Source organism: Vibrio sp. Vb2131 (assembly GCF_033338535.1).
GTDB classification, from domain to species: domain Bacteria; phylum Pseudomonadota; class Gammaproteobacteria; order Enterobacterales; family Vibrionaceae; genus Vibrio; species Vibrio alginolyticus.
The window spans coordinates 39129-65140 of the sequence record NZ_JAWOSW010000019.1 but is presented as its reverse complement, the minus strand read 5'-3'; the positions used below and the strand labels follow the sequence as shown (position 1 = coordinate 65140).

The window sequence follows — 26012 nt, the reverse complement described above, 5'->3', positions numbered from 1 at the left end:
TGCGCGGATGGTAAGTCCTGTATCACGCTCCTTCTTCGCTGTTTAGGAACACTCTGGCGTAAGTAACTATTTCATCTGAGACGATCACAGACAGAAAGATCAACTGGTAACAAAATAGAGATCATGATACTCTTCGCCTCCATTTTTCTGGCGGGATTATCACCAACATCCACCCCTTTGGTGGTTGATTTCTCAATGCCAGTGCTATCGTTATAAGAATGTCGAACTTTCCTTCGGCACTCAATCAATCCAATCAAAAGTGGAACAGTACAATGGGCAAAGGTACTCTCTATATCGTATCTGCACCTAGCGGCGCAGGTAAATCTAGCTTGATCTCAGCGATGTTGGAACGCAACCCAACCTACGCAATGAAAGTGTCTGTGTCTCACACCACGCGCAACATGCGACCTGGTGAAGAAAATGGTGTCCACTACCATTTTGTAGCGAAAGATGAGTTTGAAGCCCTGATCGCTAAAGGTGACTTCCTAGAATACGCAGAAGTGTTTGGTAATTATTACGGCACATCTCGTGTATGGATTGAAGAAACACTAAATAAAGGTATCGACGTTTTTCTAGATATCGACTGGCAAGGCGCACGCCAAATCCGTGAACAAATGCCAGAAGCCAAAAGCATCTTCATCCTGCCACCATCAAACGGTGAGTTAGAGCGTCGCTTGAACACTCGTGGTCAAGATAGCGATGAAGTGATCGCAAAGCGTATGGCTGAAGCCAAGTCGGAAATCTCTCATTACAACGAGTACGACTACGTGATCGTAAACGACGATTTTGATACCGCTTTGATGGATTTTAAAGCTATCTTGCGTGCTGAAAGATTGAAGGAAGAAAAGCAAGCTGCTAAATATAAAGGTATGCTTGACGCGTTGTTAGCAGAGTAACTTCAAAAAAGTCACGCTGTAAAACATAAAGAATTTCCCGTTTTTTGCCCAGTGCGAAAAACACAATAAACTACCTGAGAAAGTCCACAAACGGTGGCTTGTCTAATTGCTAGTAAATAAAGTAGTTAGGTTGTATACTTTCTCGTCATTCTAAAATTTTAGTTAACTATTTGGAGTCCTCATGGCACGCGTAACTGTTCAAGACGCTGTTGAAAAAGTTGGCAACCGTTTCGACCTAGTACTGATTGCGGCTCGCCGCGCTCGTCAAATGCAAACTGGCGGTAAAGATGCACTAGTGCCAGAAGAGAACGATAAGCCAACGGTTATCGCTCTACGCGAAATCGAAGAAGGTTTAATTACTAAAGAAGTTCTAGACGCTCGTGAACGTCAAGAACAGCAAGAGCAAGAAGCGGCAGAGCTAGCGGCAGTAAGCAGCATCGCTCACAACCGTTAATTCTGACTTTAGAATTCAACAACCTCCCGGGCCTATAATTTGTATCTATTCGATAGCCTCAAAGACGTTGCCCAAGAATACCTAACAGAGCCTCAGATTGAGGCTCTGCGTCAATCTTATGTGGTAGCGAGAGATGCCCATGAAGGGCAAACCCGCTCTAGCGGTGAACCATACATCATCCACCCTGTCGCTGTGGCTCGTATCTTGGCCGAAATGCGCCTTGATATCGAAACCCTCCAAGCTGCTTTGCTGCATGACGTCATTGAAGACTGTGATGTAACTAAAGAAGATCTCGAAGAGAAATTCGGCAACACTGTCGCAGAATTGGTTGATGGTGTATCTAAACTGGACAAACTCAAATTCCGCGATAGGAAAGAGGCTCAGGCTGAGAACTTTCGTAAGATGGTTCTGGCCATGGTGCAAGATATCCGCGTCATTCTGATCAAACTGGCTGACCGCACGCACAACATGCGTACGCTTGGCGCGCTTCGACCAGATAAAAAGCGTCGTATTGCTCGTGAAACGTTAGAAATTTACGCGCCCCTCGCTCATCGTCTTGGTATTCACAATATCAAAACCGAACTCGAAGAGTTGGGCTTTGAGGCGCTATATCCCAACCGCTACCGCGTACTGAAAGAAGTGGTTAAAGCCGCACGTGGTAATCGTAAAGAGATGATCCAACGCATTCACAGCGAAATAGAAGGCCGTCTGCAAGATTTCGGCTTGAATGCTCGCGTCGTTGGTCGTGAGAAAAACCTGTTCTCTATCTATAACAAGATGAAAACCAAAGAACAGCGCTTTCACACCATCATGGATATCTATGCGTTCCGAGTCGTTGTTGATACCGCTGATACTTGTTATCGCGTTTTAGGCCAAGTACACAGTTTGTATAAGCCACGTCCTGGTCGCATGAAAGATTACATCGCGGTACCAAAGGCGAACGGCTATCAATCGCTACACACTTCCATGGTTGGCCCACACGGCGTACCTGTTGAAGTTCAGATCCGTACTGAAGATATGGATCAAATGGCGGACAAAGGTGTCGCAGCACACTGGTCTTATAAAGACAAAGGCGACAAGTCTGGCACCACTGCGCAAGTGAAAGCTCAGCGTTGGATGCAAAGCCTGTTAGAGCTACAACAAAGCGCGGGTAACTCATTCGAATTCATTGAAAACGTAAAATCCGATCTTTTCCCAGATGAGATTTACGTCTTCACACCAAAAGGTCGTATCGTTGAATTACCTTTAGGCGCAACGGCTGTCGACTTTGCCTATGCCGTACATACCGATGTAGGCAACTCTTGTGTTGGTGCTCGTGTTGATCGTAACCCTTACCCATTGAGTAAGGCATTGAAAAACGGTCAGACGGTGGAAATTATCAGTGCCCCTGGTGCGCGTCCGAATGCGGCATGGCTAAACTATGTCGTGACTTCTCGTGCCCGCACTAAGATTCGTCAAGTACTGAAAACGATGCGTCGTGAAGAGTCGATTACTTTAGGTCGTCGCCTACTTAATCACGCACTTGGCCGTCACTCGATTGATTCAATTTATCCAGAAAATATCCAAGAAGTCTTGAATGATCTTCGCCTAGAAAGCATCGATGATTTATTGGCTGCTATTGGATTGGGTGAGTTGATGAGCATTGTGATCGCACGTCGTCTCCTTGGTGACACCGAAGAGCTCACGACAACAAGTTCAATCCCAACGGACTCGAAGAAGAAGCTTCCGATTCGTGGCGCAGAAGGCTTATTGCTGACGTTTGCAAATTGTTGTCATCCTATCCCAGATGATCACATTATTGCTCACGTATCGCCTGGTCGTGGTTTGGTTGTTCACCGAGAAACATGTCCGAACGTTCGTGGTTATCAGAAAGAGCCAGACCGTTATATGGCTGTCGCTTGGTCTGAAGACTACGATAAAGAGTTCATTGCTGAACTTAAAGTCGACATGCTTAACAACCAAGGTGCTCTTGCAGAACTGACCAACGTGATCTCGAAAACAGGATCAAACATTCATGGCCTTTCAACGGAAGAACGTGATGGTCGTCTATACACTGTGACTGTGCTGTTGACGACGAAAGATCGTGTCCACCTTGCTGGTATCATGCGTAAGATTAAGGCAATGCCTCAAGCAACCCGAGTCAGACGCAGAAAGAACTAACCTCTATCGCCACCTACTCTGTTAGGTGGCGATTTTTTATACCTCAATAAATATGAACCTAGAACGTTACAACCGTATTCACCAAGTCCTAAAAACTCGCCAAACTGATCTGACACTTTGTCTCGAAGAAGTACATAAGCCAAACAACGTCTCTGCTGTGATCCGCACCGCTGACGCGACAGGCTTACACAAAGTTCACGCAATTTGGCCAGACAAAATGCGTACGCTGAGCCATACCTCAGCTGGCGCGCGTAACTGGGTTGAAGTGGATACTCACGATTCGATTGAAACTGCGATTACCGAACTCAAAGCGCAAGGTATGCAGGTTTTGGTGACCAATCTTTCGGACACCGCCGTCGATTTTCGCGAGATCGACTACACCAGACCAACGGCAATCATTTTAGGCAGTGAAAAAGTTGGCGCTTCGGAGCAAGCCAAACAGCTTGCCGATCAAGACATTATTATCCCAATGGTGGGCATGGTGCAGTCACTAAACGTATCGGTTGCCAGTGCCGTAATTTTGTATGAAGCGCAACGTCAACGTGAAGCCGCAGGCATGTACGACCGAGAAGAAAGCGCTCTGCCTAAAGAGACAATCAACCGTATTCTCTTTGAACGTGGTCACCCTGTGCTGGCAAAGGTCGCGAAACGAAAAGGGCTCGTTTACCCACCACTCGATGAAGAAGGTCAAATCATCGCCGATGACGCGTGGTGGCAAGAGATGCAAAGCAAGTAACAGACTTTCGTCATCCTGAACGGCGGCGAAGGAGCGTGGTTCAGGATCTAATTCTCAAATATACAGATGCTGATAGTGTTAACTTCAGCGACATACTTGTTGGAAATAGAATCCTGATGTCGCTAAAGCTCCTCGGAATGATAGGTTATCAGTCAAATCATGACACTAACTAAAGCATGACTATTTTTTCCTGTACAAAAACACAGCTCCATGGTTAACATACTGCTATGTTAACCATTTTCTTGAGCCCTCTATGTCCGCCCAAATGTTATCTGCCGTCCCATTAACCTCCCTTTCTGGAGTTGGCGCGAAAGTCGCAGAAAAACTCGCCAAAGTTGGCTTACATAGCGTTCAAGATTTGCTGTTTCACCTTCCGTTACGCTACGAAGATCGTACTCGTATTTACCCTATTGCCAAACTGCATGCTGGCCTTTGGGCGGCAGTGCAAGGTAAGATCATGGCAGTCGACACCATCTTCGGTAAGCGCAAAATGCTAACGGTAAAAATCAGCGACGGTAATGGCACTATCACGCTGCGCTTTTTCAACTTTACCGCAGCCATGAAGAACAATTTCACGCAAGGTAAGTTAGTACATGCTTACGGTGAAATTAAGCGCGGTGGCATGGGTTTGGAAATTGTTCATCCTGACTACAAGTTTTACGTCAGCGAGCAAAAGCCCGATGTAGAACAGAGCTTAACCCCTGTTTATCCCACCACCGATGGATTGCGTCAAATCACATTGCGCAACCTTACCGAACAAGCTTTAGCCCTGCTTGATAAAACCGCAGTGCAGGAATTACTTCCAGCTGGGTTGTATGACCATCAAATCACGATGTCGCAAGCGCTGCACACCATTCATCGCCCACCACCAACCATTAATTTAGATGAGTTTGACGAAGGCAAACATCCTGCCCAAATCCGCTTGATCATGGAAGAATTGCTCGCACAAAACTTATCGATGCTGGCGGTGCGTAGCAAAGGTCAGAAGGATTCAGCGCTACCTCTCGGTCCTTGTCATAAACTAAAAACGCAGCTTTTAGCCCAACTGCCTTTCTCTCCTACAAACGCTCAAACCCGAGTAGTACAAGAGATTGAAGCCGATCTAGAAAAACCGCACCCAATGATGCGATTAGTGCAAGGCGATGTTGGTTCGGGGAAAACATTGGTTGCCGCTTTGGCCGCTGTTAGAGCCATTGAGCATGGCCATCAGGTGGCACTCATGGCGCCAACCGAACTATTGGCCGAGCAACACGCTATCAACTTCGCAAACTGGTTTGAGAGAATGGGCATTCAAGTCGGTTGGTTAGCGGGCAAACTCAAAGGTAAGGCAAAGGAAGCCGAGCTGGCTCGTATTGCCAGTGGTGAAGCGCAAATGGTAGTGGGTACTCACGCGCTATTCCAAGAGCACGTTGAATTTCATCACCTTGCTTTGGTCATCATTGATGAACAACACCGCTTCGGTGTCCATCAGCGATTAGAATTGCGTGAAAAAGGCGCAAAACAAGGCGCTTATCCTCATCAGTTGATCATGACGGCGACGCCTATTCCTCGAACCTTAGCGATGACCGCTTACGCCGATCTGGAAACTTCCGTGATTGACGAGCTACCACCGGGTCGAACGCCGATTCAAACCGTTGCCATTCCTGATACAAAACGTGACGACATCGTCGAGCGTGTCCGAAATGCCTGCTTAAACGAAGGCAAGCAGGCATATTGGGTGTGTACCCTGATTGATGAATCGGAAGTACTAGAAGCGCAAGCCGCGGCAGATACCGCAGAAGAGCTTCAACGTAAACTGCCGGACGTAAAAATTGGTCTAGTACACGGACGAATGAAGCCGGCAGAGAAACAAGCGGTGATGCAAGATTTCAAAGACAATAAACTGCATTTGCTGGTCGCAACGACAGTGATTGAAGTTGGTGTGGATGTACCAAACTCTAGCTTGATGATCATAGAAAACCCTGAACGTCTTGGTTTGGCACAATTACACCAGTTAAGAGGTCGCGTGGGCCGAGGTTCCGTTGCTAGCCATTGTGTACTGCTGTACCACTCTCCGCTGTCAAAAACCGCGCAAAAACGTCTCGGAGTACTACGTGAAAGTAACGATGGCTTCGTCATTGCGCAGAAAGACCTAGAAATTCGTGGCCCTGGAGAACTATTGGGTACAAAGCAGACAGGTCTTGCTGATTTCAAAATCGCAGACTTAGTTCGAGATCAACGCCTGATTCCCGAAGTTCAGCGCATTGCGCGTCATATTCATGACAATTACCCGTCTAACGCAACAGCGATTATCGATCGCTGGTTGGGTGAGCGGGATATTTACTCCAAAGCGTAATGATTGAAAGCGAGCCAAGTGGCTCGTTTTTTAATGCGCCAAAAACAAAGCAAACGTTTGCTTTTTGAGTAAATCTCTCTATAATCGCGCACAAATTTTTAAGTGTGTTAGATCACACTCCACCAACCTGAGTTGACTCTGATTAACAGCAATCACAGGTAACGACGTCAACTCCACCCTGCTCTCCCATTCAGCGAGAACTAGGGAAATATTGCGACTAGCGAGACAAACAATGACAACTTCAAACCGATCTTCGGAACTGGTCTATCAACTCAACGATCGACCACCTTTGCCTCAAACCATTTTTGCCGCACTTCAGCACTTATTGGCGATGTTCGTCGCGGTTATCACTCCCTCACTGATCATCTGTCAGTCTTTGGGTGTACCAGCAGACCAAACGAATACCATCATCAGCATGTCTTTGTTTGCGTCAGGCGTGTCTTCGTTTATTCAAATTCGCACCATTGGCCCAATTGGCTCTGGTTTGCTCTCTGTTCAAGGCACCAGCTTTAACTTTTTAGGTCCTATTATTGGTGCAGGCCTATCGCTGAAAGCCGGTGGAGCAGACATCAGTACCATGATGGCTGCCATTTTTGGTACGATTTTAGTCGCATCATTTGCAGAAATTTTTCTATCTCGCGTGTTGGAGCATGCCCGCCGAATCATCACTCCGCTTGTTTCAGGCATCGTCGTCACTCTTATCGGTCTCACACTGATTCAAGTCGGCTTAGTATCAATGGGCGGTGGCTACGCAGCATTAAATGAAGGAACCTTCGGCAGCTTAGACAAACTTGCTCTGGCTGGGACGGTACTTGGATTAATTGTGATTTTAAACCGCTCGAAAAACCCATACATCCGTGTGGCTTCAATCGTGATTGCGATGCTAGTGGGCTACATCATGGCGTATTTTATGGGGATGGTAGATACTTCTCAGCTAGGCGCAACCGAGATCGTAGCACTGCCCGTACCAATGCAATATGGCTTATCGTTTGACTGGTCTCTGTTCATTCCGCTGGTACTGATTTTCTTTATTACCGCACTAGAAGCCATCGGTGATATTACCGCAACATCTGAAGTGTCTGGTGAGCCAGTAAAAGGCCCAGTGTACATGAAACGCATTAAGGGCGGTGTGTTAGCAGACGGCTTAAACTCTGCAATCGCAGCCGTTTTCAACAGCTTCCCGAACTCAACGTTTAGCCAGAATAACGGCATCATCATGCTAACAGGAGTCGCGAGCCGCTACGTGGGTTACTTTATTTCTGGCATGTTAGTGATTCTTGGCTTGTTTCCTGGCGTCGCTAGCTTTGTTCAGCTGATTCCTGAGCCAGTACTTGGCGGCGCAACGATTGTTATGTTTGGTACGATTGCTGCCGCTGGTGTGCGTATTATCTCTCGTGTTGAGCTCGATCGCCGCGCAATTCTGATCATGGCCTTATCCTTCTCAATGGGACTTGGTATCGCACAAAAACCAGAGATCCTGCAATTTATGCCAGAATTTATTAAGAGTATTTTCTCAACTGGTGTTGCAGCAGGTGGCATCACAGCGATCATTTTAAATCTACTTCTGCCAGAGAAACTGGAAGACGAAGATGAACTTCCTCAGGAAGTGAAAGAGTCTTAAGATTATTGAGAATAAGAAAAGCCCAACCTATTTAGGTTGGGCTTTTTGTTTAAAGGGTGCAGGCCATCGACTTACTTGGTAGGAAAGCTGATTTGAGCGATTAAACCGCCTTCACTGCGATTACGCATCACCACAGAGCCTGAATGCTGGCTGATTATGCGCTTCACAATCGCCAACCCTAGCCCAGTGCCTTCACTACCGCGAGCGGTGTCACCACGCGTAAAGGGTTCAAATAACCTCGCGATTTGAGAATGCTCGATACCCGGTCCGTTGTCCTCTACTGAAATCCACACTAGCTGCTTATCTGCTGTCACACCAGTGCTGATTTTGACCCAGCCATTGCCATAACGTAGCGCATTCACAACTAAGTTACTGATCGCCCGCTTAATCGCAATCGCGCTTCCTTTGGCTGGCGGCAAGTTAAGATTAAGATCTGTTTCAATTTCAACCTCATAGCCACCTTCAGAACTGGCGACGTCACTGGCAATCGTACTGATATCAACCGCTTCAAACGATTCTTGGTTCACCGGTTTGAGATAATCCATAAACTGACTGATGATCTCATTACATTCTTCCGTATCGCTAATGATCCCCTCCGCAAGATAGCTGTCCTCAGGAGACATCATTTCTGTTGCTAGGCGAATACGCGTCAGAGGCGTTCGTAAGTCATGGCTAATCCCCGCCATTAATAAGGCTCGGTCTTCTTCTAGCTCTTGAATACCTTTCGACATTTGATTAAAGGCTCGAGTTACAGAGCGAATTTCCGATGCGCCTTTCTCTGCTAAGGGGGGTGGGATCTCACCTCGACCGACGTCTTTCGCGGCTCTCTCTAAAGCCAAAAGTGGACGGTTTTGCAAACGAATAAACAACCAACCACCAGCAATGATCAGCAGCGCCATAATCAAGCTGTTACGAAACAGCGGGGCAAAATCTTCTTCTTGCAGCTCAGATAACGGAATACGAATGATGGAGTTCGGCAACTTTTCGATGTGCATCCACAAAATGTAACTTTCATCGCCAAGCAATAAGCGCACTTCTGTGGGCGAACCCAGCTCTTGGCTCATTTCTTCAGACATCAAATCAATCGACATTGCGTGATGAAATTCAATCGCCTTATCGCTATCGAGACTATGAACCGTCACCCCTAGTCTTTCTAATAATTGACGCCTTAACGGTGCATCAGACTTTAAAGGTCCTTCATCATCAAGCACCAAATTGAGCTCATGGGCGAGAATTTTATTGAACTGCTGCAAACTCGGCATCAACGCGTAGTTAAAAACGGCGTAGTAAGAGAAAACTTGGCTCGCGAGAAGCAAAGAGATGAACAGCAGAATAGATTGTGTCAGTGAACTTCGGATGCGCATGGAACGTTCCTAGTGGTCCTAATCGCGAAATTTCAGCCTTCAAAGGGAAGGTAATGAAGGCTGAAGTTGCTATAGCCAAGTGCTGGCTATGGAGTGAAGAGATTACACCTCTTTGCCGTCTGGGACGAAAACATAACCTAGGCCCCACACGGTTTGAATGTAGCGCGGCTTGCTCGGATCGTCTTCTAACATGCGACGTAAGCGTGAGATTTGTACGTCAATAGAGCGTTCCATTGCAGAATATTCACGGCCACGCGCCATGTTCATCAATTTATCTCGTGACATTGGCTCACGTGCATTCATCACGAGCGCCTTTAGAACAGCAAACTCTCCAGAGGTGAGTGGCATTGCCTCGTCACCGCGGAACATCTCGCGAGTGCCTAGATTGAGTCGGAACTCCCCGAACTCCACCACTTTTTCTTCCGTGCTTGGTGCACCCGGCAACTCTACGGTTTGGCGGCGTAATACGGCCTTGATGCGAGCCAATAATTCGCGTGGGTTAAACGGTTTTGGCAAATAATCATCCGCCCCTACCTCAAGACCTACGATGCGGTCCACTTCATCACCTTTCGCGGTGAGCATTAAGATTGGCAACATATTGTTCGCGTGGCGTAGACGACGACAAATTGACAAACCGTCTTCACCTGGCAACATTAGGTCCAGCACCATTAAGTGAAAGTTTTCGCGCGTTAGTAGGCGATCCATCTGTTCGCCATTGGCGACACTTCGTACCTGAAAACCTTGCTCAGAAAGGTAACGCTCCAATAGAGCACGTAAACGAGCATCGTCATCAACCACTAAAATTTTATGATTTTCTTGCATTGAAACATCCTTTCAGAAGCGTCTATTGTCGAAAATGTATCACTGTTTTTCCTAACGTGCTCAAGCAAATTGTTACTCTTTTTATCTTAAGCGCTTTATTCTCTCTCTAGCAGGTATTTTCAGCACCTACTATTGACCATAATTCCATTCCAGTTCACGTTTGGCCTCAAGCAGCTCTTGCTGTGCCTCAGCCAGCTTGTGACGTTTTTTCTCAATTTTGTCTGCTTTCCCTGAATGCTGAGCTTCGACTAATTCTTCCTCTCGCTCCTCAACTTCTTTAGTCTTTTCTTCCACTTCTGTTTGCAGCTCTTGGCGCAGCTCACCTTCCGAGCATTCATTCTGGATAGCGGAAAGTGCTTGCTCCAAGCCTTTAATGCGATGCTCATTACCTTGCGCTTTTGCATACTCAAGCTGCTGCTCTACCGCTAACTCTTTAGCGTCACAGCCTTTCACTTCATCTTGAGCAAAAACTGAAAGTGAGAAACCTATTGTTAGTGCAGCACTACACATGACTGCTTTGTTCATTTTACTTCTCCGAGAAAGGCACCATGCCTTTATACCAAATATTCTGACATTGAGACCCAAGTCACTCCTAGTGAACTTCATGAGACTTGAATCGGTGATAAAGCCTCAGTCTTCCGAGGCCGGTTGAGTATATTCAATTGAGTTGATGAACCACTCTTTTTCACCTTCTGGGGTGCGTACCGTGAACTCTTCATCCACTTGTTTTTTCAACATCGCTCGCGCCATAGGTGAATCGATAGAGATGTAGTCTTTCGCATCGCCATAAATCTCTTCAGGCCCGACAATACGAAACTTTTTCACTTCTCCTGCCTCATTTTCTATTTCCACCCATGCACCAAAAAAGACTTTGCCTTCTTGTTGCGGAGAATAGTCAACGATCGTGACTTCTGGCAGGAATTTACGAAGGAAGCGGACACGACGGTCGATCTGACGGAGTAAACGTTTATTGAAGGTGTAATCCGCATTTTCTGAGCGATCGCCCAGGCTCGCAGCCCAAGTGACGATCTTGGTGATTTCCGGGCGCTTTTCATTCCAAAGGTAATCATGCTCTTGTTTGAGTTTGTTGTAACCTTCTCGTGTAATCAGCTTAGTTTTCAAATTAACTCCTATCTCAACTAAAAAATGCTGCTCTTTGGCAGCATTAAGGAGATGATATACCCAAAGATCCAATGTTTTTCAGGCTTTGGGTATCAAGGTGATAAGGCGGCCAGAGTGTTACTTTTCGTAATCCGGTTTTTGCGTCACGATGTAATTCGTATCACTCGAAACAACCGCGCCATGTTTTAGGAAGTTTTTACCTAAAATCATGCTGTAATGGAAGCGACCTCGGTCCTGTAAGTTGACTCGGATCTTCTTCTCTAATTCGCCAAGCTTAACATGCATTTCAACCACAGGGCGTACGTTCGCTTTCTCGCCTTTCTTCGCTTTAATACGCATGACGTCAACAACAGGCTTAGTAAACGCCTGTTTCATGCCAAGATCGTTCTCATAGGTAAAGCTCACCATGTCTTTGCCGTCTTTCTTAAACTGCTTGATGTTCTTAGCATTGATTGAGCTTACATCTGCACCCGTGTCTAACTTCACAGGGAAAGACATCCCCTCAACTTCCGCCACTTCGATATGGCCAGCTTTGAAAAGTGGCCTTACATCTAGTAGATGGTCTGCGCGAGTGTTCAGTAACACACCCCCCTTGGCTATGTCATGACCAAAGACGAAAAAGGGTTGAGTGTCACCCTCATCAAGCACATCGAGCGCAAACTTCATTGATGTGTCTTTCCTACCGAGAAGAAAGTCTCCTTCAACAACAGGGCGCACTGCGCTGCCAACCTTGAGCTTTTTCAACACTGGTTTGGTGATTTTTTCTTCTTTTCCCTCATCGTTCATTAAATAAAACGTGACGGACTCATCCTTACCTTTTTCTGTTACTTCAAACCCATTTACACGCAGTAATGGCGTTTTCACAGTAAAAGTGGGGTAAGCAGGGACGGTATAACCATCAATGGTGACCTGTTCTTCTGGTGAAACGACAAGAGGTTTTGATTTGAGTGCGCTTTTGAACGTTTTTTCTACGCCACCCAGTAGATTTTCTCTGTCCGTATCAATAACAAAGTGCTGACTCGCGACGTCCCGACCTAAGCGAATTTGCGAACTGAACTTACTGCGATCACGCAGATACACCAACCAACGTTGAGTTTCATTTTCGCCGACTTTGACGGGTAAATAGACTAAAGGGCGCTCGCTTTTGGTCGTTTTCAGCATTCGTACCAAGGGTAATGTCATTGGATGACGCTTGCCATTCTCGCCCTCTAACATAAAAGAGACTTCGTTATGCTTTTTGTCTACCTTGATGTCCAGTGCATGGACGTTGGTATAACGGCTAGAAGTTGAGATGCTGATCTTATATGGCACACCTTCGACTTCAACCGTCTCTTTTTTGCCAATCATTTTTGCGCGTGGCTGTTCTTGAAGGTAATCGTAACCAGCGAAGACCCATGCGTTATCATCGAGATAGGTTTTACCAATCAAGATAGGAGAAGAGAATTGCGTACGCTTGGTCAGGTTCACTTCCGTATCAACGGTGTGACCAGCGATTGTCATCGGCATTTTTATTGTCGGGCGTAGGATGGGCTTTTTGCTTGTTCGACTGCGAATCGCGCTCACTCTTTCCAGATCATCGGTAATCTGTATTTCCTTCCCTGTATAAGGGTGAGGAACCGTAAAGCTAACCTTTACTTGATATGGCTTAAAGCTGTCGGCGTCCCACTTTGCCTTCGTACCACCTAAGTCATCGACAATCGCCCAAAGTAACTCGTTATCTTTCAAATCTTGGTAATCTGGGTGTGAACTACTGACATGGATATTCTCCGCATGCATCGATGTCGTATCTGCACCAGTATCAATCTTGCCAATAAATGACACCGCTTTTAGTTCCGGAATGTCACTGTAGTAGACGCTCTCCACACGCCCTAGTACCAATTTGTTATCGAGCTGATAAACGGGAGCTTGTGTGGTTCCTGAGATAGACTGCGCCCAACTAAGCGGGGCGACAAGTAAGGCACTCGTAAGCGCTAACGCCAAAGACATTTTTTTCATCATGATTATCCGTATAAGCCGAGGTACATTTAGTGATATCAACAACCGTGGAATTAGGTTAGTCGATAACTGCGGATATAAGTTCTCAATTTAATTACAGTTTTGACATAAATCTGACTGATGTCCACCAGCGCCCGGTAAATTTTTGCCTCGTTAATTTAAAACATTGCAAATTCTTCGAACGACCCCAATGTTCTATACAACCAAAACTGAATTAAAAGAGAAAACACGGATGAGCCAAGCTATCTGTCGCATGATTGCTCAAGAACTGAATGTTCGCCCAGAGCAAGTCAACGCCGCTGTCACCCTAATTGATGATGGCAACACTGTCCCTTTTATTGCACGTTACCGCAAAGAGGTGACGGGGGGCCTTGATGATACCCAGCTGCGTACTTTGGACAGCCGTCTGTCTTACCTTCGTGAAATGGATGATCGCCGCCAAACCATCCTCAAATCAATCCAAGAGCAAGGCAAACTGACGCCAGAGCTAGAACAAGAGATCGCGCAGGCAGACAGCAAAACTCGTCTTGAAGACTTATACCTACCTTACAAACCCAAGCGTCGTACGAAAGGTCAGATCGCGATTGAGGCTGGTCTTGAGCCGCTCGCAGATCAGCTTTGGAATCATCCACAAACCGAGCCAGAAAGCGAAGCAAGCAAATACCTTGATGCAGACAAAGGCATCGCAGACACCAAAGCTGCATTGGATGGCGCTCGCGCGATCATCATGGAGCGCATCGCAGAAGACGCAAACTTACTGGAAAAAATTCGCAACCACTTAAATCGCAATGCGGAACTGGTCTCACGAGTCGTTGAAGGCAAAGAGCAAGAAGGCGAGAAGTTTAAAGATTACTTCAACCACAACGAGCCCCTAAGCAAAGTGCCATCGCACCGCGCACTGGCGATGTTGCGTGGCCGTAACGAAGGCTTCCTGACATTGGCAATGAATGCTGATCCAGAACAGGAAGAAGGCGCTCGTCAGTCTTACTGCGAAACGATTATCGCAGACCATTATGGCGTGACGCTAAGCAGCGCACCGGCGGATACCTGGCGTAAGCAAGTGATCAGCTGGGCATGGCGCATCAAAGTATCGATGCACATGGAAACCGAGCTAATGGGCGCAATGAAAGAGCGCGCTGAAATCGAAGCGATTGAAGTATTCGCCACTAACCTAAAAGACTTGTTGATGGCAGCACCGGCTGGCCCTCGTGCAACACTTGGTCTAGATCCGGGTCTGCGTACAGGTTCAAAAATCGCGGTTGTCGACTCAACAGGTAAAGTGCTTGCAACCGAAACCATCTACCCTCACCCACCACAAAAACAATACGACAAGTCAGCACAAATCGTTGAGCAGTTGGTGCGTAAGTACAACGTGGATTTGATTGCGATTGGTAACGGTACGGCTTCACGTGAAACCGACAGCTTTGTCGCAGACGTCATCAAACGTGGCAACCTGAAAGTTCAGAAGATCATCGTAAGTGAAGCAGGGGCTTCGGTTTACTCAGCGTCTGAGCTTGCAGCAAAAGAGTTCCCGAATATGGACGTATCACTGCGTGGTGCAGTGTCGATTGCACGTCGTTTGCAAGATCCATTGGCTGAACTCGTGAAAATTGATCCGAAATCTATTGGTGTGGGTCAATACCAGCACGATGTAAGCCAATCTATGTTGGCAAAACGCCTAGATGCGATTGTGGAAGACTGTGTAAACGCGGTTGGTGTTGATGTGAACACTGCTTCTGCGGCGCTACTGACGCGCGTAGCAGGCTTATCAAGCACCATCGCGCAGAACATTGTCGACTTCCGCGATGAGAACGGCCGCTTCGAAGCACGTACAACCTTGAAGAAAGTACCTCGTTTAGGTCCTAAGGCGTTCGAGCAGTGTGCGGGCTTCCTGCGTATTATGGATGGTAAGAACCCACTTGATGCGTCTGCGGTTCACCCAGAAGCGTACCCAGTGGTCAAAGCGATTTCTGAGAAGAACAACAAAGATATCAAAGCACTGATTGGTGATTCAAGCTTCCTTAAAGGTCTGCATGCGGTCGATTACACCGACGATAACTTCGGCGTTCCAACCATTACAGACATCATCAAAGAGTTAGACAAGCCGGGTCGTGACCCACGTCCAGAATTCAAAACGGCGACCTTTGCAGAAGGTGTAAACTCGGTATCTGACTTGGAACCGGGCATGATTCTAGAAGGCGTGGTGTCTAACGTAGCCAACTTCGGTGCCTTCGTTGATATCGGCGTTCACCAAGATGGTCTTGTGCATATTTCTGCACTGACAGATCGTTATGTGTCTGACCCACGTGAAGTGGTGAAAGCAGGCGACATCGTCAAAGTGAAAGTGATGGAAGTGGACGTGCAGCGTAAGCGCATTGGTCTATCGATGCGTATGAACGACGAACCGGGTCAAGACAACCGCAGCCAACGCTCATCAGCAGCGCCACGTCGTAATGACCAACCGCAGCGTCGTCAGCCTCGCCGTGATGATTCGTCATCGAACAGCGCGATGGGCGGTGCATTTGCGGCGGCGTTTGCTAAAGCGAAAAAGTAACCTTACCTAGGCTTCACCGCTAACGAGCTTTCATAACTAAAAAGAAAACGCTCCAATCAGTCAACCTGCTTGGAGCGTTTTTGTTTGAGTAGGATATTGAGTCGTCATAATACTGCTATCACTTCTGACGGGGTATGGGGAGCGACTGCATGACCATAATGAAACTTGATCACCTTCCTGCGCTTTTCCATTAATCCTTCATTGATCGCAGCATCCAAAATGCGCTTTGGTAAGCGAAAGCGGATCGCGTAGCCTTTCCCCTGGTCTTCACTATACGATTTGAGCGCAAGCAAACTAAAAAGCCGTTCTAGTGTATCTTCCGGCTCTTCTTGATAACGCGTGTCGACTTCCGTTTCCATATCATAATCAGGATGCTCTGAAGGATCCCAAGAAGACTGACGTCGGCGCTTGTCGTCACCTTTTACTTTTCGCTCTGCATTGGTTTTGGCCAATGCGACCGTTGGCGTTACAGGCTCTCGGACTTTATTGTCGCGAGCTGCTTGTTCCGTCTGCACATTCACGGATGGGGCGATCAGTGGCACACTTACGTTGGTCGGTGACACAATCATTGCGAACCCTCCTCAGAGTCGCCCAACTCGTCAATATGGCTTAGCTTTATTGGCTAATAAAACCTCACCAGCCTTTATATCGACCACTTTTTAAACAACTTGAGGTATTTCCGCTCGTACTTGCTCAATCGTGAGCAAACTCTCGGATTTGAACACAAAATTCGTCATGTTCGGTGATAAAAGGCGCATGAGAGGACTGATTAAAAACAAACTGCTGGGTATGAGGCAACTGTTCACTTAAATCGTTAGCTACTTTAATTGGCACCAACCCATCTAAACGGCCATAAAGACGCAACATTGGAACAGAAAGAGACGTCAACGCATCGCGCAGATCCACATCAGCAAGGATGTTTAGCCCAACCAACAGCGATTCAGGGTTTGGCTGAGGGCGCGATAGTACCGCTTGCTTGAGCTGTTTAACGTCTTTACGCGCTGATGGGCTGCCCATCGCTTGCAACGCCATAAAGCGCTCAATGGTCAGTGAGAAATCTTCTAGCAACTGAGAGGTGAACGCACTCAGTACATTCGGTTGAATGCCACGCCACGGTTTTTCTGCGGCAAATTTTGGTGAGCTGGCAACCGTAATCAACTTAGCCACGCGCTCGGGCATATTTAATGCCACATGCGTCGCCACTAAACCTCCGAGGGACCAACCAAGCCAAATCGCTTTCTCTGGCGCACCTTGCACCACCAAGTTAGCAATATGGTCTAAATCTTCAGCATGAGATTCGGCGCTATGTCCGTACCCCGGAAGGTCAACCACATGAACTCGGAAATAAGGTTGAAGAGACTCGACTGTCTGCTGCCATACCGCACCATTCATGCCCCACCCATGAAGTAACACCAAATCTGGTCCCTGACCAAATGACTGCCAGTGTAATTTCGTGCTCATGCTCTCAATCTCTCCCACTTATTTTATTCCCTACGGCTTCAGCCAAGCGTTAGGCTGAGTAAAATATCACCATGAATAAACGCTATGTTATCTCATCACTGGCAAAACATCATGCATCGTGTATTGAGCAGTCAATGCGGCCTGTGTCGGTTCCCTATTCAAACACCAAGCCACACAAATACTCTGCGCTGGTGCGAGCACTGTTTAAAATACCTAACTCCGGTAAAACGATGTCAACGCTGCGGTTTATCATTACAGAAAGAAGAAATGAGTACGGATAGTATTTGTGGTGAATGTCTTTCAGAGCCACCGCCATGGCAAAGGCTATACACGTTAGGCGATTACGACTTTCCCCTTTCACGGGAAGTACAACGCTTTAAAGATCACGGAGAGTCTTGGCATGTAAAAGCATTAACCGAGCAACTGGCACAGCGCATCACCACGCCAGCTCCAATCATTACCAGTGTGCCATTGCACTGGCAGCGTTACCTGCGCCGGGGTTTTAATCAAAGTGATGTTTTAGCCCGACACCTCGCCAAGCAATTGCAGACTAATTTTGATGCGAAGGTCTTTCGTCGAGTAAAGCTCGCCCAATCACAGCGTGGTAATACCAAAACAAGCCGTGAACAAAACTTAAAAGGCGCGTTTATTCTCAATAAGCAACCTCACTCTTCCCATGTTGCCATCGTCGATGATGTAGTCACCACAGGCAGTACCGTCCGACAATTATGTCATTTACTACTTGAAGTTGGCGTAGAAAGCATCGATATTTACTGCATCTGCAGAACACCTGCTCCTCGTTCTCTCTAGATCGCTTCGCCATGCCTTAGCATCAAAAAGACTAGACCCATACGTCAACAAGAGTAGAATAGCAGCAGTAACCTACAAATTTACTCGGGTATTCGTCGTGTCAAATATTACTATTACAGAAACTGCGCAAACGCATTTCGCTAACCTTTTAGGTCAACAACCTGAAGGCACTAACATTCGTATTTTCGTTGTGAACCCAGGTACACAAAACGCTGAGTGTGGCGTGTCTTACTGCCCACCAGAAGCAGTAGAATCGACCGACACTGAACTCTCTTACAGCGGTTTTTCAGCTTACGTGGATGAGCTAAGCCTGCCATTCCTTGAAGACGCTGAAATCGATTTTGTTACCGATAAAATGGGCTCTCAGCTAACGCTAAAAGCACCTAACGCTAAAATGCGTAAAGTTGCGGACGACGCACCACTGGTTGAGCGCGTTGAGTACGTTATCCAAACTCAAGTGAACCCACAACTTGCTGGCCACGGTGGTCACGTAAACTTGGTTGAGATCACTGAAGACGGTGTTGCGATTGTTGCATTTGGTGGCGGTTGTAATGGCTGTTCTATGGTTGACGTAACACTAAAAGAAGGCATCGAGAAAGAGCTGCTAAACCAGTTCATTGGTGAACTAACCGCAGTTCGTGATGCTACAGAACATGACCGTGGTGATCACTCTTACTACTAAGAGTAAACACTGTCAGAAAATGGGAGGCTTCGGTCTCCCATTTTTGTATCGATACTGAGGTGATGCTGAGATGCTTAGCTCGACTCGTAAAATCCGCTAGAAACTCAGGCGGAGTTCTCATATATTAAGAATCTTACGCATCTCGTAAACGCCAACGACACCAAGGAGCCAGCGTCATGCCGAAACGAACCCCACCAGAGATACTCTCATGCCAGACGGTTGCAAAATCCAAACTGTTTGCTGTGGAAGCGCTCGACCTTCGTTTTTCCAATGGTGAGCACCGTACTTATGAGCGTATGAAGCCAAGTGGACGAGATGCTGTAATGGTAGTCCCTGTAACAGAACAAGGCGATTTATTACTGGTGCGTGAATACGCCGCTGGAACTGAACGTTACGAGCTAGGTTTCCCAAAAGGGCTGATTGACCCAGGAGAAACACCACACCAAGCTGCGGATCGTGAGTTAAAAGAAGAAATCGGCTTTGGCTGTAATCAGTTAACCCCGTTGAAACAAGTTATCCTCGCGCCATCTTACTTTTCGAGCAAAATGACTCTATTTTTAGGACAGGCGCTTTATCCAGAGAAGCAAGAAGGCGATGAGCCTGAACCACTGGAAATTGTGCGTTGGCCACTTGCGCAAGCCGAAGAGTTATTAACTCACATGGATTTCTGTGAAGCACGAAGCATCACAGCGCTAATGTTGGCACTGAAACACTTACCAAACACCACTCACAAGCATAACCAATAACGGTCATTAGAACCGAATAACACTGTGAGTAAGGACTATCACTTATGCCAATGACAAAAGATCTATCTCACCTACTTCCTCAAGTCATCGAGATTGCCCGCAGTGCTGGGCAAATGATCCTCGAAATATATGAAAAGAAGCAATACGAGGCCTACACCAAAAGTGACGAAACTCCCGTAACAAGTGCAGATATTGCAGCTCACAAGTTCATCACTGAACGCTTGAGTGATCTGACGCCTGACATTCCCGTGTTGTCAGAAGAAGACGCAGACATAAGCTTAGAGCAACGCGCTCAGTGGGAACGTTATTGGTTAGTCGACCCTCTTGATGGTACTCAAGAATTCATCGCTCGCAGTGGTGACTTTGCCACTATTATTGCGTTGGTCGACAACAATCGACCAACCATGGGCGTCGTTTACGGCCCTGTATCTGGCGTGACTTACTACGCTTATAATGGCAAAGGCGCCTGGAAAATTCCCGACATGTCGGACAGCGTCAAAATCCATACACACAAACACGAACAGCCAGAGCAAAGCATCGCAATTGCTATTAGTCGTCGCCAAGACATCAATCGTATTACTAACCGTATGAGCAGCGCCTGGAATTACGACTTAATACCGCTCGGTTCTGCAGCATTGAAAGCATGCCTCGTCGCGGAAGGGGCGGTAGATTGCTATCTCCGACTAGGTCCAACAGGTGAGTGGGACACCGCTGCGACACAATGCATTGTTGAAGAAGCTGGCGGACGTATTCTCAGCACGCAATTAGAACCGCTGTCATATAACGAGCGGGAAACACTAGAAAACCCGAACTTTATTGTTCTTGGTGATGCGGATTTACCTTGGAATGAGATTTTACAACGCAAAGATTAAGCGCCCTATCGGTAAAATTTAGAGCACAAAATTCTAGCAATAGAAAGGCCACGAATATCTTCGTGGCCTTTTCTTTTTGACCTTCTGTACAGCACTTGGAGTATTTGGCCTACTATGTTCCAATTGCCTGTAAAGCTGAACGAAAGAAAACAAATCAATTAAAAATCATGGTTTTAAATTTCCATTCATTCCCAATGCACAGCGAATAGAGGTTTTTCCAAAAGCAAAAAGAGCTGCACAATAGCAGCTCTTTTAAGATATTGGATTTTGTCACGATAGGTTAGAAGCGCCCTTGGTAATTAAACTCATATTGACCTTGAGCATTCGGCTTACCCAACCATTTCAGTTGCTCCCCCATGCTGGATGGGAACTCTGCACCAGGTTTGAACCACGCTTTGGTTGAGTACCGTTGATTAGGCATCAGTTCAGCGGAAAACGCCGCAGAGACTTGTTTGCTGCCCTGCTCACCAGTTGCCGTCAATACACTATCCTGACAGTTTATATCGGCAATCACAGGACCGAGATCTAAGCTGCCAACGGGGCTTTGAATACCACTGGCATTCCATACTAAAGTGCCTTCACCGTTCTTACACCAAGGCGCAGCATAAGTCGCATGACGAATATTCAGCTCAAGTTGCCCATCAACACCAACAGGCACAGGGAGGCGCGCTTGCTCAACAACTTTTACCGCCGGAATCGAGGCAACTAAGTTTTTGGCATAAGGGCCATCACTTAAGCTATAACCGACAAAACCGCGCCCACGAACGTCCATTTCACTACCACGACCAAAGCGCACAGCAAACTCAGCTTTACCTGTCAGTAGACTCGACCATTGGAAATCCCAATTAACTTCTCCAAGGTTCTGGCGCTGCCAACGAATACTAGAAGCTTGACCTTGCCATACCGAACCGTTGGCTCCTTGAATGTCCAGGCCTCTCACTGTTGGTGCTTGTTGTAACACCCAAGAGACTGGTAATCCCATTAAAAGACTGACTGAAAAAAAGACGATAAAGATAACAACGTAAAGTACTGCTCGCTTCACCTTAACCTCGCTTAAACTGAAGGCGGTTTACATCGATCATGCCCGCTTGCTCTGTTCGGTCGATATCTAAAAATTCGACTTCAATACCCTGTTGCTCTTTCAAGTAACGTAACCAATCCACTAGTTGATTAAACGCGAGTGGTTTGATCCACACTTGAACGCTCTCATTACGAGGTTGTACTCGAATCAACTCAACTTTATAACGACGAGCTGAAGAAGAAACCAACTGATTCAACGGTTGACTAGAGTAGCTCACACCGCTGCTTTTTCGCAGTGCAGTGATGCCATCCGCTTTATCTTGTACCCAAGCTAGCAACTGCTTTTCACTTTGAATACGTGACTGAGCTAGCTCCGCACGTTGACTCATTGGCTGTAATAAACCCCAATAAATAATACCGATAACGGCAATAGCGCCACATTCCATGACCAAACGCTGCTCACGCTGCGAGATGCTGCTCCACCAAACCTGAGCTTGAGAAATTAAATTTTTCATCATCACCTCACAAACGCTTCAAAACAAAGCTGCCAACCACAACGTTATCGCTACGGTTCAACTGACCTTGCTCAACATTAAACTTCTCTGCCAATTTCACACGAGCCTGCTCAAAAGGTTGGAAGTCTGAACTACGAGCCTGAATACGTACTTCGCCACGTTGTCCGTCGTATTTAAAGCTAGTGATCTCCAAGTCACTGACCTGACCAAGCGTCGCGGGTAATGCCGCCAACCATGACAACATTGCCTGCTGACCACTTCCACCAGATAAGCGGCGCTCTTCATCATCCATTTGTCGTTTGAGGTAACTAACGGTAGGAATGCGTCGTTTATTTGGGAACACCTGGCGGAAAATACGCTCACTCTCCTCACGATACGCTTGAGCTTGTGCTTCGTACTTATGGACCACGAGCAACTGCTGCGCAACCATAACGACGATAAGCACCCCCGCAGCAATGGTGGCTTTTTGCCAGAGCTTCCAGTATTTACCCCAAGAAGATTTCGGCTTGAAGCTCCCAGTCAGCAAATTGACTTTGCTTTCTGTCACCCCCTTCGCCAGTAAAGCCATCGTCATTTCTTCTGGTTGCGGATCCCATATTTCAGGTAACGCAGATTCCGGGACCGAGCTAAAGCAATCGAGCTTCCAACCTTCATGATTTTGTAGATAAGAAGAGAGGTAAAGGTCTAACCAAGAAGCGTCGACAACCGCGCCCTCTGTCGCAGAGTGACGAATTAGCCATTGCTCGCCAATCATTGCAGCACTGCTGTGATCTCCACGAACCGGTAACGCAAGCACATCGGGTAAAATGCGTTTAATGGCGATACCTTGGCTTGAGAAACGTTGCAGTACAGTCTGAATCCAAGCACGTTCAACTGCGCAAATCTGCGCTTTATCCGCTTGTTTACCCAACACGCTAAAGTGCAGGCCATCAACGTCCTGAGCAACTTCGTCTTCCACTAAGTACGGTAACATAGCCTCGAATTGGCGTGTTGCACCAGGTGGTATATCCACTTGCGTCAGGACTACATCATTACTCGCCAACAGCGCCACAACTTGGCGCTGACCAGCATATGAGACCAATTCATCTAAGTGTTCCCACCCGGCGATTTCACCGCTAGCAATCACTTCCTGTTGATCTGTCGACCACACCACCCAAGGAATGGTACTTTGTTGTTCGCTACTCAGCCGAACGGTCAGAAACTCGCTCACTGATCCCTCCAAAACGACGGCGAACTACGGTCACCGTTTCTCTATTTGTACTTTGCAAAAGGCTTCGGATACGTACACGTGATTCATCCACCAACACTTGTGCATCCAATTCAAAAAAGGCGCTATCCACACCCAAATAGCCTTTGGCGTTTTTCTTTACATCTTCACTTAAGCCAGCCATTTCTGACTCTGCTAAAAATTCATCAATGCTATCCCACCCATCAAATGGGCGTTTTTCAATTAGCTGAATCGCATCACTACTGCTTAAGTTTGGTGAGAACATTGCCACCAAAATCGGAGTTTGCTCAACATCAATCGTATTCACGTTTAAACGCCAGTCATCACTTGGTAATGCACAGACCAGCGGCTCCAATTTTTGGAAAATTTCACCACTCACCTGATAGACAGCCCGTAACTCGGAAGCATCTGCCATCCAACCATTTGATGCTAAATAGGAAGGCTTCATCGCTTCATATGTGCTGTCTTCAACCCCAGTAGTCGAACGGACAGAGTCGTCAGCATCAATGTATTCCCAAGTAGAGTCTGCAATGATTTCTGCTTGATATGGCTCGACACCCAACTCTTCTAATAGGCGCTGCAATACATTCACTAAATATGGTCTTGTAATTTGCTGACCCGTTGGTTGCACACGACTCAATACATTTAGATTAAAGCACGCTTGCTTGTCTCTAATTCGTCCCGCCGCTTGACCATAATCTAACGGATAGACTTGCTCTTTTATCGCCCACGGTTGACTCATATTAATCGTGTCGGTGTCTTTATAACTTTGCTCGATACCCACTTTTGCTAGCGCCTCGACGCCAAGGCTGTACCAATACGCTTGCTGGTAATTGATTTGATTAGCGCCTCGCTGAAACTGCAAGAACAAACGTTCCGACATACTGGCAGCAACCGTCGCCATAATCGCCAGCAACATCAACACTATAATCAAAGCAACACCGCGCTGACGGTTAACCATTATTGCTGTCTCCTGAACTTTCCTCTTTCTGACTCAATGTGCCATCAGGAGTGAGATAAGTGCGGGCAATTTCTCCATAATCTTTGAGAGTGAGAACAACAGAAACCGCTTTCGGCAGCGCTTTTTCTTCAGCCCACTCTTTTTTCCATTGCTTACCATCATAGAAACGCATATCAAATGACTCGACCTGCGTTAGCAATGGAGTAACAGTACCTTGTTGCCCAACCGGCGTATCAGGATAGCGCCACCATACTCGCTGCAGTGTTTCTTCTTTTAAGCGATAGCCAACTTTGGTTACTTCTCCACGAGGGAACTGCTGCTGAGGATTGTGCCAACCTAAACGGGCAAACATCAGCCCTTTGGTATCGGAGTCCAACAAGTAATCGGACCAAAAAATTAGCCGGCTAGCAGGCTCTTCACCATTAGTACGCGTTTGACGCATCGCCATTTGACGAAAATCGTTATCCATCATAACCATGGCACGCTGAATTTCGTTTAAGCGTTGGGTTCGTTCTTGTGATAGCGCATTGCTACGCTGTACTTGCGATACCACTTGGTACGCAGCGACACTTAAACTGGCAAAGATGGCAATCGATACCAACACTTCAATAAGTGTAAAACCTTTCACCCTTTGGCGCGTGTTTGCGCGGAGATGATTATTGCGCCACATAGCTTCGTACCGTTACTACAGGGCTCGCGCTTTTCTCTACCGAGACGCTCACATCAAATGCTTTCAGCAATGGCTGCGTCGTGGCGACTGGCGTGACTTTCCAGAACCAAGTGCGTCCTGCCAGCTCTTCTGTGCCGTTTTTCGCTTTGAGTTCTCCGGTATTCAACATCACATTTGCCATCTGATTATCCACAACCATGGCTGCAAACATTTTTTCTTCTAAATAACTGATTGTATTAATATGCTGGCTCACGGAGCGAATGACACTGATGGCAGCGGTAGCGAAAATTGCCAGTGCGACCAATACTTCCAGTAAGGTCATGCCTCTCGTCCGGCGATGACTCAAATTTAGGCGAGCTTGCTTAAAATTGCGCATTCTCATCCTCTTTCACTTCTTCGCCCGGAGCTAATAACAAAATTTGTCCACTTTCTTTGCCAATGACTCGCCAACCGTCATTAAAGGCATCACCATTTTGCGGAAAAAAAGACAGGGTGAATGGCGTGACTTCAGCGCTGGAAAAGATAAACACTTGCGGTGGCTCAATTTTCTTTTCGTCCTCTTCTTCTGCGAACATGTCTTCATCAAAAAGAGAACCTGGTTTGAATAAGCGCTCATCGTTATCCCAAGCACCACCGCCGAGTTCGAGTTGTAGCGTAATATCTTCTTCTAGCTTGGTTTTGCTCGGAATCTGCTTTAATTTCAGGGGCTGCCAACCTTCTGAGGTTAAACTCAGTAGAGCGTAGGTCGATTTGGCATCATCCACTCGAACGCCAAAATCTTTACCGCTCAGCACCGCTTCTTCATTGAGCAGCTGTAAACGCTGAAAAAAGCTTTGAGCATACTGCTTGGAAAGATCTTTTTGGCTAGTCGGTAACGTCGAGAGCACGGCCACAGCCGTAAGAGATAGCAAAACCAGCACCAATAGAATTTCTATCAATGTAAAACCGTTATGTTTTCGCATTTGTTTCATTAGTGCTGGCTTAGGCT

Annotated in this window: 25 protein-coding genes; 11 read left to right on the top strand and 14 right to left on the bottom strand. The window is 46.9% G+C overall.

Translation table 11 applies throughout. The annotated features are described in order from the left end of the window. The first annotated feature begins 272 nt into the window (after positions 1-272). The 6 genes from gmk (at position 273) to R7E38_RS18480 (ending at position 8202) form a co-directional block, all read left to right on the top strand. Positions 273-896 carry a guanylate kinase gene (gene gmk, locus R7E38_RS18505; protein WP_005379347.1) on the top strand — a complete coding sequence of 208 codons (624 nt, stop codon included), beginning with the start codon at positions 273-275 and terminating at the stop codon, positions 894-896. Positions 897-1077: 181 nt separating this feature from the next. Beyond that, positions 1078-1350 carry a DNA-directed RNA polymerase subunit omega gene (rpoZ, locus tag R7E38_RS18500; RefSeq protein ID WP_005379346.1) on the top strand — a complete coding sequence of 91 codons (273 nt, stop codon included), beginning with the start codon at positions 1078-1080 and terminating at the stop codon, positions 1348-1350. Between the two features lie 39 nt (positions 1351-1389). Next, positions 1390-3510 (top strand): bifunctional GTP diphosphokinase/guanosine-3',5'-bis pyrophosphate 3'-pyrophosphohydrolase, encoded by a 2121-nt coding sequence (gene spoT, locus R7E38_RS18495; RefSeq protein WP_005379340.1) that lies wholly within the window; start codon positions 1390-1392, stop codon positions 3508-3510. A gap of 52 nt (positions 3511-3562) precedes the next feature. Continuing rightward, positions 3563-4246 (top strand): tRNA (guanosine(18)-2'-O)-methyltransferase TrmH, encoded by a 684-nt coding sequence (trmH, locus tag R7E38_RS18490; protein WP_017635001.1) that lies wholly within the window; start codon positions 3563-3565, stop codon positions 4244-4246. 253 nt (positions 4247-4499) lie between these two features. Beyond that, a complete protein-coding gene (recG, locus tag R7E38_RS18485; protein WP_318081966.1) occupies positions 4500-6581 on the top strand; it encodes an ATP-dependent DNA helicase RecG in 2082 nt (693 codons plus the stop codon). Positions 6582-6813: 232 nt separating this feature from the next. Continuing rightward, entirely contained in the window at positions 6814-8202 is a 1389-nt protein-coding gene (locus R7E38_RS18480) for a uracil-xanthine permease family protein (protein ID WP_047103752.1), read from the top strand. A 71-nt stretch (positions 8203-8273) separates the two neighbouring features. Here the strand turns inward: R7E38_RS18480 and envZ are convergent, their stop codons facing one another. From envZ to R7E38_RS18455, 5 genes are all read right to left on the bottom strand, one after another. Further along, entirely contained in the window at positions 8274-9566 is a 1293-nt protein-coding gene (gene envZ, locus R7E38_RS18475) for a two-component system sensor histidine kinase EnvZ (RefSeq protein ID WP_017820700.1), read from the bottom strand. Between the two features lie 102 nt (positions 9567-9668). Continuing rightward, the gene (ompR, locus tag R7E38_RS18470; protein ID WP_005379333.1) at positions 9669-10388 is read right to left on the bottom strand and encodes a two-component system response regulator OmpR; all 720 of its coding nucleotides are present in this window, start codon (positions 10386-10388) and stop codon (positions 9669-9671) included. A gap of 129 nt (positions 10389-10517) precedes the next feature. After that, a complete protein-coding gene (locus R7E38_RS18465; protein WP_005379332.1) occupies positions 10518-10913 on the bottom strand; it encodes a DUF1090 domain-containing protein in 396 nt (131 codons plus the stop codon). Positions 10914-11018: 105 nt separating this feature from the next. Beyond that, positions 11019-11510, bottom strand: a complete 492-nt coding sequence (greB, locus tag R7E38_RS18460; protein ID WP_005379321.1) for a transcription elongation factor GreB — start codon at positions 11508-11510, stop codon at positions 11019-11021. Between the two features lie 117 nt (positions 11511-11627). Continuing rightward, complete coding sequence (locus tag R7E38_RS18455; RefSeq protein WP_318081965.1) at positions 11628-13508, bottom strand: ATP-dependent zinc protease; 1881 nt, start codon at positions 13506-13508, stop codon at positions 11628-11630. Between the two features lie 229 nt (positions 13509-13737). On the opposite strand from R7E38_RS18455, the gene R7E38_RS18450 reads away from it, so the two are divergent. Next, a complete protein-coding gene (locus R7E38_RS18450) occupies positions 13738-16059 on the top strand; it encodes a Tex family protein (RefSeq protein ID WP_005379317.1) in 2322 nt (773 codons plus the stop codon). Positions 16060-16163: 104 nt separating this feature from the next. On the opposite strand, the gene R7E38_RS18445 is transcribed toward R7E38_RS18450, so the two are convergent. Both R7E38_RS18445 and bioH read right to left on the bottom strand, forming a co-directional pair. Next, positions 16164-16628, bottom strand: a complete 465-nt coding sequence (locus tag R7E38_RS18445; RefSeq protein WP_005379316.1) for a hypothetical protein — start codon at positions 16626-16628, stop codon at positions 16164-16166. Positions 16629-16752: 124 nt separating this feature from the next. After that, positions 16753-17520 (bottom strand): pimeloyl-ACP methyl ester esterase BioH, encoded by a 768-nt coding sequence (bioH, locus tag R7E38_RS18440; protein ID WP_005384724.1) that lies wholly within the window; start codon positions 17518-17520, stop codon positions 16753-16755. A gap of 84 nt (positions 17521-17604) precedes the next feature. Between bioH and R7E38_RS18435 the strand changes: the two genes are divergently transcribed. The 4 genes from R7E38_RS18435 to cysQ all read left to right on the top strand — a co-directional run bounded on the left by R7E38_RS18435 (position 17605) and on the right by cysQ (position 20630). Further along, positions 17605-18330, top strand: coding sequence for an amidophosphoribosyltransferase (locus R7E38_RS18435; protein ID WP_025998648.1), 726 nt, complete (start codon positions 17605-17607; stop codon positions 18328-18330). A gap of 97 nt (positions 18331-18427) precedes the next feature. Further along, positions 18428-19012 carry a Fe-S biogenesis protein NfuA gene (nfuA, locus tag R7E38_RS18430; protein ID WP_005379313.1) on the top strand — a complete coding sequence of 195 codons (585 nt, stop codon included), beginning with the start codon at positions 18428-18430 and terminating at the stop codon, positions 19010-19012. A gap of 176 nt (positions 19013-19188) precedes the next feature. Next, a complete protein-coding gene (gene nudE, locus R7E38_RS18425) occupies positions 19189-19758 on the top strand; it encodes an ADP compounds hydrolase NudE (protein ID WP_005379309.1) in 570 nt (189 codons plus the stop codon). Positions 19759-19802: 44 nt separating this feature from the next. After that, positions 19803-20630, top strand: a complete 828-nt coding sequence (gene cysQ, locus R7E38_RS18420) for a 3'(2'),5'-bisphosphate nucleotidase CysQ (RefSeq protein WP_005379308.1) — start codon at positions 19803-19805, stop codon at positions 20628-20630. Between the two features lie 280 nt (positions 20631-20910). On the opposite strand, the gene R7E38_RS18415 is transcribed toward cysQ, so the two are convergent. Genes R7E38_RS18415 through R7E38_RS18385 form a run of 7 tightly spaced genes read right to left on the bottom strand, consistent with a single transcriptional unit; the run spans position 20911 to position 25986 of the window. Beyond that, entirely contained in the window at positions 20911-21672 is a 762-nt protein-coding gene (locus R7E38_RS18415) for a type II secretion system protein N (protein ID WP_158173559.1), read from the bottom strand. Between the two features lies 1 nt (position 21673). Beyond that, positions 21674-22165, bottom strand: coding sequence for a type II secretion system protein M (locus tag R7E38_RS18410; RefSeq protein ID WP_318081972.1), 492 nt, complete (start codon positions 22163-22165; stop codon positions 21674-21676). 7 nt (positions 22166-22172) lie between these two features. Further along, entirely contained in the window at positions 22173-23375 is a 1203-nt protein-coding gene (gspL, locus tag R7E38_RS18405) for a type II secretion system protein GspL (RefSeq protein ID WP_033905912.1), read from the bottom strand. After that, the gene (gene gspK / locus R7E38_RS18400; protein ID WP_171344450.1) at positions 23344-24354 is read right to left on the bottom strand and encodes a type II secretion system minor pseudopilin GspK; all 1011 of its coding nucleotides are present in this window, start codon (positions 24352-24354) and stop codon (positions 23344-23346) included. The genes gspL and gspK overlap by 32 nt, the downstream gene beginning before the upstream one ends. Next, on the bottom strand, positions 24347-25024 hold the full coding sequence (gspJ, locus tag R7E38_RS18395) for a type II secretion system minor pseudopilin GspJ (RefSeq protein ID WP_132936677.1): 678 nt from the start codon (positions 25022-25024) through the stop codon (positions 24347-24349). Before gspJ ends, gspK begins: the two co-directional genes overlap by 8 nt. Beyond that, positions 25011-25400, bottom strand: coding sequence for a type II secretion system minor pseudopilin GspI (gene gspI / locus R7E38_RS18390; RefSeq protein WP_193837240.1), 390 nt, complete (start codon positions 25398-25400; stop codon positions 25011-25013). The genes gspJ and gspI overlap by 14 nt, the downstream gene beginning before the upstream one ends. Next, complete coding sequence (locus R7E38_RS18385; protein WP_318081964.1) at positions 25387-25986, bottom strand: prepilin-type N-terminal cleavage/methylation domain-containing protein; 600 nt, start codon at positions 25984-25986, stop codon at positions 25387-25389. Before R7E38_RS18385 ends, gspI begins: the two co-directional genes overlap by 14 nt. Positions 25987-26012: the final 26 nt, after the last annotated feature.

What these genes read in the sequence shown, in the direction of transcription:
- recG (WP_318081966.1), top strand. Translation starts at nt 4,500, where the DNA reads ATGTCCGCCCAAATGTTATCTGCCGTCCCATTAACCTCCCTTTCTGGA.
- gmk (WP_005379347.1), top strand. Translation starts at nt 273, where the DNA reads ATGGGCAAAGGTACTCTCTATATCGTATCTGCACCTAGCGGCGCAGGT.
- R7E38_RS18410 (WP_318081972.1), bottom strand. Translation starts at nt 22,165, where the DNA reads ATGAAAAATTTAATTTCTCAAGCTCAGGTTTGGTGGAGCAGCATCTCG.
- R7E38_RS18455 (WP_318081965.1), bottom strand. Translation starts at nt 13,508, where the DNA reads ATGATGAAAAAAATGTCTTTGGCGTTAGCGCTTACGAGTGCCTTACTT.
- R7E38_RS18480 (WP_047103752.1), top strand. Translation starts at nt 6,814, where the DNA reads ATGACAACTTCAAACCGATCTTCGGAACTGGTCTATCAACTCAACGAT.
- gspJ (WP_132936677.1), bottom strand. Translation starts at nt 25,024, where the DNA reads ATGTGGCGCAATAATCATCTCCGCGCAAACACGCGCCAAAGGGTGAAA.
- cysQ (WP_005379308.1), top strand. Translation starts at nt 19,803, where the DNA reads ATGCCAATGACAAAAGATCTATCTCACCTACTTCCTCAAGTCATCGAG.
- R7E38_RS18385 (WP_318081964.1), bottom strand. Translation starts at nt 25,986, where the DNA reads ATGCGAAAACATAACGGTTTTACATTGATAGAAATTCTATTGGTGCTG.
- nudE (WP_005379309.1), top strand. Translation starts at nt 19,189, where the DNA reads ATGCCGAAACGAACCCCACCAGAGATACTCTCATGCCAGACGGTTGCA.
- bioH (WP_005384724.1), bottom strand. Translation starts at nt 17,520, where the DNA reads ATGAGCACGAAATTACACTGGCAGTCATTTGGTCAGGGACCAGATTTG.
- R7E38_RS18435 (WP_025998648.1), top strand. Translation starts at nt 17,605, where the DNA reads ATGTTATCTCATCACTGGCAAAACATCATGCATCGTGTATTGAGCAGT.
- gspK (WP_171344450.1), bottom strand. Translation starts at nt 24,354, where the DNA reads ATGGTTAACCGTCAGCGCGGTGTTGCTTTGATTATAGTGTTGATGTTG.
- R7E38_RS18465 (WP_005379332.1), bottom strand. Translation starts at nt 10,913, where the DNA reads ATGAACAAAGCAGTCATGTGTAGTGCTGCACTAACAATAGGTTTCTCA.
- envZ (WP_017820700.1), bottom strand. Translation starts at nt 9,566, where the DNA reads ATGCGCATCCGAAGTTCACTGACACAATCTATTCTGCTGTTCATCTCT.
- R7E38_RS18450 (WP_005379317.1), top strand. Translation starts at nt 13,738, where the DNA reads ATGAGCCAAGCTATCTGTCGCATGATTGCTCAAGAACTGAATGTTCGC.
- ompR (WP_005379333.1), bottom strand. Translation starts at nt 10,388, where the DNA reads ATGCAAGAAAATCATAAAATTTTAGTGGTTGATGACGATGCTCGTTTA.
- gspI (WP_193837240.1), bottom strand. Translation starts at nt 25,400, where the DNA reads ATGCGCAATTTTAAGCAAGCTCGCCTAAATTTGAGTCATCGCCGGACG.
- rpoZ (WP_005379346.1), top strand. Translation starts at nt 1,078, where the DNA reads ATGGCACGCGTAACTGTTCAAGACGCTGTTGAAAAAGTTGGCAACCGT.
- trmH (WP_017635001.1), top strand. Translation starts at nt 3,563, where the DNA reads ATGAACCTAGAACGTTACAACCGTATTCACCAAGTCCTAAAAACTCGC.
- R7E38_RS18445 (WP_005379316.1), bottom strand. Translation starts at nt 16,628, where the DNA reads ATGATTGTGTCACCGACCAACGTAAGTGTGCCACTGATCGCCCCATCC.